Annotated in this window: 9 protein-coding genes and 1 pseudogene; 5 read left to right on the top strand and 5 right to left on the bottom strand. The window is 41.8% G+C overall.

Going from position 1 to position 11,015, the window contains the following annotated elements; translation table 11 throughout:
* Positions 1 to 484: 484 nt before the first annotated feature.
* Complete coding sequence (locus FTU17_RS15795) at positions 485 to 1,465, bottom strand: lipase family alpha/beta hydrolase (RefSeq protein WP_373684077.1); 981 nt, start codon at positions 1,463 to 1,465, stop codon at positions 485 to 487.
* A 42-nt stretch (positions 1,466 to 1,507) separates the two neighbouring features.
* Positions 1,508 to 2,536 (bottom strand): lipase secretion chaperone, encoded by a 1,029-nt coding sequence (locus FTU17_RS15800; protein WP_180105656.1) that lies wholly within the window; start codon positions 2,534 to 2,536, stop codon positions 1,508 to 1,510.
* Between the two features lie 153 nt (positions 2,537 to 2,689).
* Between FTU17_RS15800 and truB the strand changes: the two genes are divergently transcribed.
* From truB to FTU17_RS15815, 3 genes are all read left to right on the top strand, one after another.
* The gene (gene truB / locus FTU17_RS15805) at positions 2,690 to 3,598 is read left to right on the top strand and encodes a tRNA pseudouridine(55) synthase TruB (protein WP_180135986.1); all 909 of its coding nucleotides are present in this window, start codon (positions 2,690 to 2,692) and stop codon (positions 3,596 to 3,598) included.
* Positions 3,599 to 3,622: 24 nt separating this feature from the next.
* Positions 3,623 to 4,396 carry a TSUP family transporter gene (locus FTU17_RS15810; protein ID WP_180135985.1) on the top strand — a complete coding sequence of 258 codons (774 nt, stop codon included), beginning with the start codon at positions 3,623 to 3,625 and terminating at the stop codon, positions 4,394 to 4,396.
* 125 nt (positions 4,397 to 4,521) lie between these two features.
* Positions 4,522 to 4,983 (top strand): hemerythrin domain-containing protein, encoded by a 462-nt coding sequence (locus FTU17_RS15815; protein WP_168378156.1) that lies wholly within the window; start codon positions 4,522 to 4,524, stop codon positions 4,981 to 4,983.
* A 143-nt stretch (positions 4,984 to 5,126) separates the two neighbouring features.
* Here the strand turns inward: FTU17_RS15815 and FTU17_RS15820 are convergent, their stop codons facing one another.
* The 3 genes and pseudogenes from FTU17_RS15820 to serA all read right to left on the bottom strand — a co-directional run bounded on the left by FTU17_RS15820 (position 5,127) and on the right by serA (position 8,459).
* Positions 5,127 to 5,996, bottom strand: a complete 870-nt coding sequence (locus FTU17_RS15820; RefSeq protein WP_168378155.1) for a DMT family transporter — start codon at positions 5,994 to 5,996, stop codon at positions 5,127 to 5,129.
* Between the two features lie 243 nt (positions 5,997 to 6,239).
* A pseudogene (locus tag FTU17_RS15825) lies at positions 6,240 to 7,109 on the bottom strand (EamA family transporter).
* A gap of 117 nt (positions 7,110 to 7,226) precedes the next feature.
* Positions 7,227 to 8,459 (bottom strand): phosphoglycerate dehydrogenase, encoded by a 1,233-nt coding sequence (serA, locus tag FTU17_RS15830; RefSeq protein ID WP_078189340.1) that lies wholly within the window; start codon positions 8,457 to 8,459, stop codon positions 7,227 to 7,229.
* 372 nt (positions 8,460 to 8,831) lie between these two features.
* On the opposite strand from serA, the gene FTU17_RS15835 reads away from it, so the two are divergent.
* A complete protein-coding gene (locus tag FTU17_RS15835; protein ID WP_078189543.1) occupies positions 8,832 to 10,241 on the top strand; it encodes an FAD-binding oxidoreductase in 1,410 nt (469 codons plus the stop codon).
* Between the two features lie 190 nt (positions 10,242 to 10,431).
* Entirely contained in the window at positions 10,432 to 10,803 is a 372-nt protein-coding gene (locus FTU17_RS15840) for a hypothetical protein (protein WP_078192499.1), read from the top strand.
* The last annotated feature ends 212 nt before the right edge of the window (positions 10,804 to 11,015 follow it).

Consider the following 11,015-nt stretch of genomic DNA (forward strand, 5'->3'; position numbering starts at 1 on the left):
TTCATATTAAGCTTTACGAGGGCGTTGTATCGTCTGACGAGACGTGTATCAAGATGGGAGATATTAAATTGAAGAGCATGCTCTTCAATTTAACCCAAAACTTGGGATTTGTGTAGATACCTATGTTTAAGGGGGGAGGATGTCAATACTTTTTAATAATGAAAATACTCTCTGTTTTTAAGCAACATCTTTGTGATTGGCCAGGCCATATCTTTGATTTTAGAGAGTTTGAATAGACAAAGATGCCTTGTCATTTTTTCATGCTCGGTTTGAAATTCCATGTCATTTTAGGACATGGACGGCGTTGAGGTGACAAGTATATTTATATACATTCGTCTTTTATTTTTGCTATTTATTTTAGTTGTTATCATTTAAGAACTTATTGAATTAAATTGTTTAATGCGTACAAATAAAAAAATTGTAAACAAAAAAAGGACGTCCAAAGACGTCCTGTTCAGTGCTGAAAGGGAGCCAACTTTTGAAATTACAGTCCCTGTAATTTTAAACGATTGGCATGTTGGCGGTAGAGCGCAACTGGGTCAGGTGAAAATAGGCTGCGTAGACCAAAGACCATATTCACTTCATCTAAGTGGTTGTGATTGTAGTCATCACGGATTACTTGTCCGATGTGGGTGCTACAGCGTCCAACCAAACCGTCATTGTCACGATTTCCATAGGCCAAAGGGGCAAGCTGACTAATCACTGTATCTAGTACATCTAATACATTCGTGGTTTGTGCTGTACCTGTCCATGAGTAGTAATACACGCCATTGTCGACTTTGGCACCCGACTGATTACAGTTCGCAGCCAGTGCTGCGGTTGGAAATTTTGCATTAAATTCAGCAGAACCTTTTTCACTGATCGCGGTAAGTGATGCATCAACACTGTTGGGTAGACTCGAGTTGCCTTCAGCCCAAGTAATAATCGGTGCTAAGAGTTGATCGCCAAGTACCCCAAAGACTGAGTTAATAGTTTTATTCGCTTGGATTTTATCTGCGACTAGAGAGCCACGATAAGTGCCTGCAACCCCAGTCACCGAAGCCACATATTCAGGTTTGATCGCTGCAATGTAGCGAGTTGTCGGTCCACCATGTGAATGACCAATGAGGTTCACTTTAGGTTGGCCAGTCAGGGCAAGGACTTCTTCGACTTGAGAGAGCAATTGCTCACCCCGAACTTCTGTCGACTCTAGCGGAGAAACTTGGGCAGCAAAGGTATTGGCACCGTTGCGAGCTAAATCTGGCAAAATTTGATAAAAATAATCCATGCCAAAGCTGTCAAAACCAATGCGAGTAAACCCGAACATACCATGGGTAAACACAATCGGATATTTGGTCTTGGCATAGTTTGCCGAGCTGTTGGCGGTGACATGTTGGAGTCCTGCCGCCGCTTTGGATTGTGTGCTGGCAATCACTGCTGATGCAGCGATGATTGCGCATAAAAGAGCTTGTGGTTTTTTCATCATTTCATCCTGAAATTGAAGTTGTTTTTAAATTGTTGTTTGCAGTTATTCTGCGAAAGGTAATTTTCCACCTTGATCATGTACAGATTCAAAGGTACTGACGCGGAGCTGATCTTCCTTCGATTTAAAATGTTGATTACGGAGTTGCTGCACCGCTTGTTGTTTAGCACTGTCACTCATATTGCTTTTCACAATGCTGTCACGCTCTGTGAGGTATTGATTTACGCTAGATTTCCAAGAGCTGCGCTGGCTGTCTAGATTTTCAAGGCGCTGAGTGGCTTCTGGACCAACTAAATTTAACCGCATTTGATGGATTTCTTCGCTTGAACCACCACGGGCTTTAATGTCCGCTGTGAGTTTGCGTAAATCTTCAAGTTTATTGATTTGTTCCAGATTTTCTTTCCAGTCTTCTGGGAGTTCATCAAACAGGGCTTTTAGTTTTTTGGCTTTTTCAGACTCAGACAGTTTTTTGTCATTCACCACTTCCATGCGTTTCAGCGTGTATTCGTGATAGGTATTTTCCTTGCCAAATAAACCTTCAATTTCATAATCAGAAAAGAACTGTTTTCTTAAATTCTGTGTGCTGCTGTAGATCGAGCGATAATATTGTGGAGATTCTTTGTCGTCACTTGGTGGCTGTAAATTACCTAATTGTTCACGATATTTCATATAGCGATCCCACAAATCATAAATTTGGGACAGCGCCGGTTCTTTATGACCTTGTGCAATGTAGGCTTTAAAATCCTTTTTGATTTGATCTATCGACTTTTCACCATATTGAGTGATGAAATATTCAAAACAATTCCGTGTTTGTTCGTTCACGATCAGGTGGTTTGAACCATCCATACTGATTTGACAGTTAACTTCCGTGTCTTGTTGACTTGGACTGAGCAGTGAAGAACCGCTTGTGGCTTGTGCTGTAGCATTTTCGCCCTGAGCTAAAGGCGTATTTTGTTGTTGAATCGATTGATCTGAAGGATCATTTTGTGATGTTTTTGGCGCAAGCCAATACATGAATGCGGCTGCCGCAATAACCACAATGGCTAAAATCAGCCAGAGTTTATTTTTTTGCATATCCCAATGCACCTTTATTCCGTTTTAATTGTTTTATGAGTTCTAAATGTGAACTCAATATGACATAAAAGAATGATAAAAACATAGAAAAGTTGTAAACGCTTAGCATGGATTGATACCATGGCGCAGTTCTCTTTTTGCCCTATTTTAGTCATGAAAAAAGCTTCTCCTAAGATTCAGCGTCGTCCAGTACATGGTGTATTTTTATTAAATAAGCCTTTGGGCATTAGCTCGAATGCTGCATTACAAAAAGTGCGTTGGTTGTATCGAGCACAAAAAGCAGGACATACAGGTGCGCTTGATCCGCTGGCTTCAGGTTTATTGCCGATTTGTTTGGGTGAAGCGACTAAGTTTTCACATTTCTTGCTCGACTCGACCAAGCGTTATCAAACCACGGTCTTTTTAGGACACAGCACCACGACGGGTGATGTGGAAGGTGAGGTATTGATGGAACAAGCCGTACCTGTTTTGACGGAAGCCACGATTCAGCAGGTGTTGGCACAGTTCGTGGGAGATATTCAACAAATTCCACCGATGTATTCTGCACTGAAAAAAGAAGGTCGCCCGCTGTACGAGTTGGCGCGTAAAGGCATAGAAATTGAGCGTGAAGCACGTCCAATTTCGATTTATGCCATCGAGTTATTATCATTTGATGAGAATAGTATTACACTCGACATCACCTGTTCCAAAGGCACGTATATTCGTGTTTTAGGCGAAGATATTGCCAAAGCATTGGGTACTTTTGGACATTTGACCTATCTACACCGTACGCAAACGGGGCATTTTGACCTCAATCCAACTTACACCATTGAATATTTGGAAAGCTTGACCGAAGCGGAACGTGAAGCATTATTGCTGCCGGTGTATTCACCCGTCGATCATTTCTGCAAAGTGCAAGCGCCAGAAGGGCGCGCTGAATATTTCAGTCGTGGCATGGAAAGTAATATTGAACATGAGGCAGAAGCACAGGTCTTGGTATTTGAAGGTGAGCGTTGTTTAGGGCTGGCTGAAATTACAGACCGTAAACGTTTGGTGCCTAAGCGTGTGTTAAATCTAGAGTAGCTGATACAGCATTGAAGACTTCTTATGGACATTGAAATTATTTTAAGCCTCTTATTTTTTGCATTTTTTGCCGGTGCAATTGATGCAGCAGTGGGGGGCGGAGGATTAATTCAAATTCCAGCCATTATGAATGCCATGCCGCACTTATCTCCTGCGACGGTGTTTGGCACCAATAAGTTGTCTTCGATTTTTGGTACAGCGTCAGCTTCCTATTCTTTTTTACGCCAAGTCAAATTCCGTTGGAAATTACTTGCGGTCATTGCAAGCTGTGCATTTGTTGCTTCTTTTGTGGGAGCAGCCTGTGTATCAATGATTCCTAAAGAAGTTTTACGTCCTTTTGTTTTGGTCATGTTGATCGTGATTGCGATCTATACCTTTGCTAAAAAACAATTCGGTCAGGTGCATGTACGCCAAGAACTGACCCCTAAAATTCTCGGTCTTGCCGCTCTGGGTAGTCTGGTGATTGGCTTTTATGACGGTATCTTTGGGCCTGGCACGGGCAGTTTCTTTATCTTCTTTTTTATTCGTTATCTACAAGCAGACTTTTTGCATGCCTCTACTTTGTCTAAAGTGGCTAACTTAACCACCAATTTGGCTGCACTGAGTTTTTTTGCGCCCACAGGCCATGTGTTATTTGCTATAGGCTTAATGATGGCTGTGGCGAATATATTAGGCTCGATCGTTGGTGTACGTGCAGCGATTAAATACGGCAGTGGCTTTATTCGAATTCTATTTTTGATTTTGGTGAGTATTTTGATTGTACGGCTAGGGTATCAAACCTTTACGGGACAAGCTTAAAACAAAACTTAACAGAGCTGCGCTGTATTCTGATGCGGATATGTTTAGTATAAAAATGAAGCACTTTATTTTGCTGAATTAAAAAAATACTCAGCTATCGCTAAGCATCAGAGGGCATCATCAGAATGAATATTTTTGAAGCTTTACGTCAAAGTCATGAACAACAAAGAGCGCTTGCAGAACAATTAGTACAAACTTCTGGTGATAGTCCAGAACGTCGGGATTTGTTTGATCGACTTAAAAATGAATTATTCGCGCATGCTGTCGGGGAAGACCGATATTTTTATATTCCTTTAATGATGACCGATTCGGGGCTGAATATTACCCGTCATGCCTTGGCTGAACATCATGAAATGGACGAACTTTTAGAGCAGTTGACTGAGACTGAATTTAGCAATCCGGGCTGGCTGGCCATTGCCAAAAAACTTTCAGAAACTGTGCATCATCATTTACAGGAAGAGGAACACGGTTTCTTTCAACAAGCCGGTAAAATATTGGATGATAAGCAAAAAGAAGCTTTGGCTAAACAATACTTAGCCGAGTATAAAAAATATAAAAAAGCAGATAAAGACAGCCTGACTGGTTAAGTCCTTTATAGAAGCTAGACTTTTTCGAACCTTGTATTTAAAAGCCTTGTATTTAAAAGCTTAGATGTAGGAGTTCTTAGACAAGGTGTTGAAAAATGGCGGCAATCCCGCCATTTTTATTTAACTATTTTGCCTTTAAAAATTTAGTTGGCTGTTTCCGATTTAGAGGAACGCATCGTTACCCCGACTGAGGCGAGCATAATGCACAGCAGTGCGATCCATTGCCACATGCCGATACGTTCTCCCAATAAAACCATACCCGTAATAGCTGCCAAAGCAGGTGAGATACTCGACAATGTGCCATAGCTTAGCTTGCTTAGAATCTTTAAGGCTTTGAGGTCTAGGGCATAGGGAATCGCTGTGGCTAAAATGGCAATCAATAGTGCTTTAGGCCAATATTGTGTATCCAATAAAGCTGCTGCGTTGTTATAGAGGCCGATGGGTAATAAGGTCAATGCCGATAAACTAATGGCAATGGTCAGTGCATGCATGCCAATATTTTGGTGTACCACTTTTTGCCCGAAATAAATATAAAAGGCCCAACAGAGTCCGGCAGCCAAGGCACACGCCGCACCAATCAGTGAGAAATTACCACTCTGGGCTTGTCCCCAAGGCACCATCAACGCAATCCCTAAGATCGCCAAAAACACCCAAATATAGTCACTACGATTTTTAATCGACAGCAATGCCAAACCTAGAGGCCCAATAAACTCCAGTCCTACAGCAATGCCTTGAGGGAGTTTGCCCAGTGACATATAGAACAAGACATTCATGAGGCACAGGGCTGCGCTATAGCAGAGTAAATCACGCCATTTTAAAAATGACAGCCGTTTTAAAATGTGCCAAGAGCGGAACATCAAACAAATAATAATCGAGGCAAAACAGAGTCGTAAAATGGTCACACTGAGTGGATCAAGCACCAAAAATAATTGTTTGGCGAATGATGCACTGATTTGATAGGAGATCATGGAGAGCACCATGAAAACAACAGCGAGAAGTTGTGAATTTGGCATGTGGCACACAGTTGTTGGGCGGTGTTTGAGCCCTATTTTTGAATCAGTACAGTATAGCGGTTAATGCTGACAGTTGAGTGAATTTTAACATTTGATCAAATCATGATGGGTTCTAAATTTAATATGCTAAGGTTCGGCTGATGTAAGAGCAGGACTGAGCACGTCATGATTCAATTTGAATTCAAAAAATTGAGTCTGAGATTCATGTAGTTCATCCATAGTCAGTGGGAACATATTTTGAATTTAAATGACTTTGGCTTTTTGCGTGGTATAGGTACACCCAATCGAGGCACAGATGATGACAGCAAGGGCTAACCACTGGGTCCACAGCAATTATTCATTTAAGAAAACAAAACCAGAGAGTGCTGCAATTGCAGGTTCTAGGCTCATAAGCGTTCCGAAACTGAGCGCCGTTAAATTGCGTAGCGCAATCATTTCTAAGCTAAAAGGGATGGCACTGGCCAAAGTGGCTAAAGCAAGAAAATAGAGGAGGCTCATCGGTTCAAAGGCATGTGCAGGATTCCCTACAAATAATGCAATTGGCATGAGCATACACATGCCGACAAACATACCTAAACAAACCGTATGGTTGCCTGAAACGCCAGAGGGTTTCTGACCTGCCACGATATAGAGTGCCCAGCAGGCACCTGCGCCAAGGGCGAGGACAATGCCAACGGGATCAAGTCGTTGTGCAGCTTGGTCAAAAGGAAAAAGTAGGATAAGGCCTAAAATAGCCAGTCCGACCCAAATAAAGTCAATTTTTCGGCGTGCAGCAAATAGTGCGACACTGAGCGGGCCAATAAATTCAAAAGAGACGGCAATGCCGAGCGGGAGACGATCAATCGACAAGTAAAATAATACATTCATCCCTGCTAAGGCACAGCCATAGCTCAGAATAGACGACCATTTCACTTGTTTAAAATTGATCTGCCAAACTTTAAAAATAATCGCCAAGATCAAAGCGCCTAGCATTAAACGCATGGCCGAAACGGTCAGTATGGGAAATTGACCGAAAAGATATTTGGCAAATGAACCGCTGCTTTGCATGCTGATCATGGCAATAAGCAAGATCAGCGGTGCTTGGACAGCCGGTGCAACTTTAAAATTTGGCATAAACTAAATTTGTTTCGATGACTCAAAGAGCGGGAGAGTGGCACTAGCCAGATTTTAAAAGTTTATAACAATAAAAAAACCACAGCCCGAAGGCTGTGGCTTCAGTGTCTAAGGTGATTAGAACAATACGCGAACTCGGATCGTACCTTCAACTTCGTGAAGTGTATCCAAAGCTTCTTTAGAAGCAGTTGCGTCAACGTCCATCACTAAGTAACCGACATCACCTTTGGTCATTAAAGACTGACCAGAGATGTTGATGCCGTGTTCAGCAAACAAGTTGTTGATTTTTGAAAGAACGCCCGGTACGTTTTTGTGGATGTGAAGTAAACGGTGTTTACCTTCAGTCAATGGTAACGCGATTTCTGGGAAGTTCACTGCAGATAAAGTCATACCTTTATCAGAGTAAGCAACGAATTTTTCTGCTACTTCTAGACCGATGTTCGCTTGCGCTTCCATCGTTGAACCACCCACGTGAGGAGTCAAAATCACGTTGTCTAAGCCACGAAGTGGAGAAACGAATTCTTCACCGTTTGCTTTAGGTTCTTTCGGGAATACGTCTACAGCTGCACCAGCAATATGACCAGATTTGATTGCATCAGCAAGATCTTCAATGATGACACATGTACCACGTGCAGCATTGAGGAAGATTGCGCCTTCTTTCATTTGAGCAAATTGGTCTTTGCCAAAGAAGTTGCGAGTTGATGGAACGTCTGGAACGTGTAGAGATACGACGTCTGCATTGGCAAGAAGTTCACCCATAGAACCGACTTGACGTGCATTACCCATTGGAAGTTTAGTCACTGCATCGTAATAAATCACGTGCATACCTAAACCTTCAGCAAGTACAGAAAGTTGCGAGCCAATCGAACCGTAACCAACAATACCTAAAGTTTTACCACGAGTTTCAAATGAACCAACTGCAGACTTGTTCCAACCACCACGGTGAGTTGAAGCAGATTTTGCAGGAACACCACGAAGTAATAGAATCGCTTCAGCAAGTACTAGTTCAGCAACTGAACGAGTATTTGAGTATGGTGCGTTAAATACTGGAATACCGCGAATCATTGCAGCATTTAAGTTCACTTGGTTTGTACCGATACAGAAACAACCCACAGCAATCAGTTTGTTCGCCGCTTCAAAAACTTCTTCAGTTAATTGAGTACGTGAACGAATACCAATGAAGTGAGCATCTTTAACCGCTTCTTTCAACGCTTCACCCTCAAGCGCAGTTTTACGGTAGTCAATGTTGGTGTATCCAGCAGCATTTAGAGTGTCGATTGCGTTTTGGTGAACGCCTTCTAACAACAAGAAACGAATTTTATCTTTAGGTAAAGAAAGATGTTGGCTCATTACGGCTCCGCTACAAAGGCCAAATTTAGTGCGCATATAATAGCATAGGAAGTCGCCCGATATACATTTCCTTTATGACCGACGTCATGGCTATTTTGGCGAATGATGAGTCAATATTTTTTAGATTTGGTCTAATTAACTTGGTCATATTCCTCGTGACATTTTGAAATCACGTTTTTCTTTGGGTTTTGTCAAAAAAAGCCCAGTTATAGCTTATAATGGTGCCGCTCAAAATCATCTTGAACAATTCCCTGACATTTTGATGCGCTCTGTTTCAGGCTTTTTCCCTTGAAATATGCGTTACCGCAGTTTTGACTGAATGAAGTCTGGACCTTTAAAAAACTTGTTTACTTCTTGCAAGGTCTGAAAACGATGAATGCTCCAGTCGCTTTAACCCCAGAGTTATTGACCCAATTGACCGCTATTGTTGGCGAAAGCCGTATTAAAACCGATGCGGATAGTCTCCAAAATTGGGGTCGTGACCATACTAAGCACTTCGATCCAAACCCGTCGGTCGTCGTTTTCCCTTCAAGCACAGAACAAGTTCAACAAATTGTAAAACTTGCGAACCAATTTAATGTAGCGATCACACCAAGTGGCGGTCGTACAGGTTTGTCTGCGGGTGCTGTGGCTGCTAACGGTGAAATCGTGGTAAGCATGGACAAGATGAACCAAATCTTGGAATTCTTTCCAGCTGACCGTATGGTTCGCGTACAAGCAGGTGTAGTGACTGAACAACTTCAGAACTATGCTGAAGAACAAGGCATGTACTATCCAGTTGATTTTGCATCTTCAGGTTCATCTCAAATTGGCGGCAACATTGGTACCAATGCGGGTGGTATTAAAGTGATTAAATACGGCATGACTCGTAACTGGGTGTTGGGCATGACTGTGGTTACTGGTAAAGGTGACATCCTGCGCTTGAACAAAGGCATGATCAAAAATGCGACTGGTTATGCACTTCAACACTTATTTATTGGTGGTGAAGGTACGCTAGGTTTAGTGACTGAAGCTGAAATCAAACTTGAACGTCAACCCCATGACTTACAAGTGTTGGTTCTCGGTGTGCCTGATTTTGATGCGATTATGCCTGTTCTACATGCCTTCCAAAAGAAAATCGACCTGACTGCATTTGAGTTCTTTGGTGAGCTTGCAATGCAAAAAGTATTGGACAATGGTCATGTACAACGTCCATTTGAAACACCATGTCCGTTCTATGTTTTACTTGAGTTTGAAGCACCATTTGAACCGATCATGGATGCGGCAATGGAAATCTTTGAACATTGCATGGAACAAGGTTGGGTACTGGATGGCGTGATGAGCCAAAGCTTAGACCAAGTACATAGCTTATGGCGTTTACGTGAAGACATTTCAGAGTCAATCGCACCATTTACACCATACAAAAATGACATCTCAGTTCTGATTACACATGTTCCTGCATTTATTAAAGAAATTGATGCAATTGTGGAAGCGAACTACCCAGACTTTGAAATTTGCTGGTTCGGTCATATTGGTGACGGTAACTTGCACTTAAATATTTTGAAACCTGCGGATTTAAGTAAAGATGAATTCTTTGCAAAATGCCAAGTGGTAAACAAATACGTATTTGAAACTGTGAAAAAATATGACGGTTCAATTTCTGCAGAACATGGCGTGGGTATGACTAAAAAGCCTTACCTCGATTACACACGTTCAGCAGAAGAAATCGAATATATGAAAGCATTGAAAAAAGTATTCGATCCAAATGCAATTATGAACCCAGGTAAATTGTTCGATCTTTAATTTTTAAAGACGTACTAGAACGCATCTTCGGATGCGTTTTTTTATGGCTATAAAACGCCTTGTTTGCCGCGTATGGATGAGAGACCACACATTGATTTTTGGAATGGGGTACTTCTTTTACATTGCTTAAATAGTGTTTTGGACAAATGTTCGGCATGATAGGACTGAATAATAAATTTGAGTTGGTTCTATGTATCGTTTAATTGCTGTGTCTGCATTGTGTGTGGGGATGTTGGCGGGTTGTGCGACAACGCAGAAAATTGTGTCTAAAGTCGGTTCTTCTGCTACGCCACTCGATCAGGTATTAAAAGAACGTCCTGATTTGCGTAAAGAGCTGTCGACTGTAGAAATTCGTCAGTACTTTAACCGTGTCGAGTCGCCAAATGCGGGGCAGGTGAAAGTGACGGAAACGGGTTTGATGGATGATTCGGTGAAATCAATTCGTACCATTTATAGTTTTAGATTGGTGGATGGTGATTGGCAGCGTGTAAATACGCAAAAGGAATATCAGTGCCAACGTGGTAAAAATACCAAGACTTTCCAATCGGCGAAGTGTCCTTAATAAATCTTTGATTTATGGTTGGAATTTAGGCATGTGTGCCTCATAAAAAGCGTATCGATTGATGCGCTTTTTTATTTCAGAAAGATGTCCCGTCCTGAAATAAGTTTACACCTTAAGAGACTTATTTTATGGAACATGCACAAGAACAACGAGTTAAACGCACACAACGTGATTATAGCTTCGCCTTTAAAATGATGGTTGTACATGAAGTA

This window comes from Acinetobacter sp. YH12070 (assembly GCF_013419625.1).
GTDB classification, from domain to species: Bacteria; Pseudomonadota; Gammaproteobacteria; order Pseudomonadales; family Moraxellaceae; genus Acinetobacter; species Acinetobacter amyesii.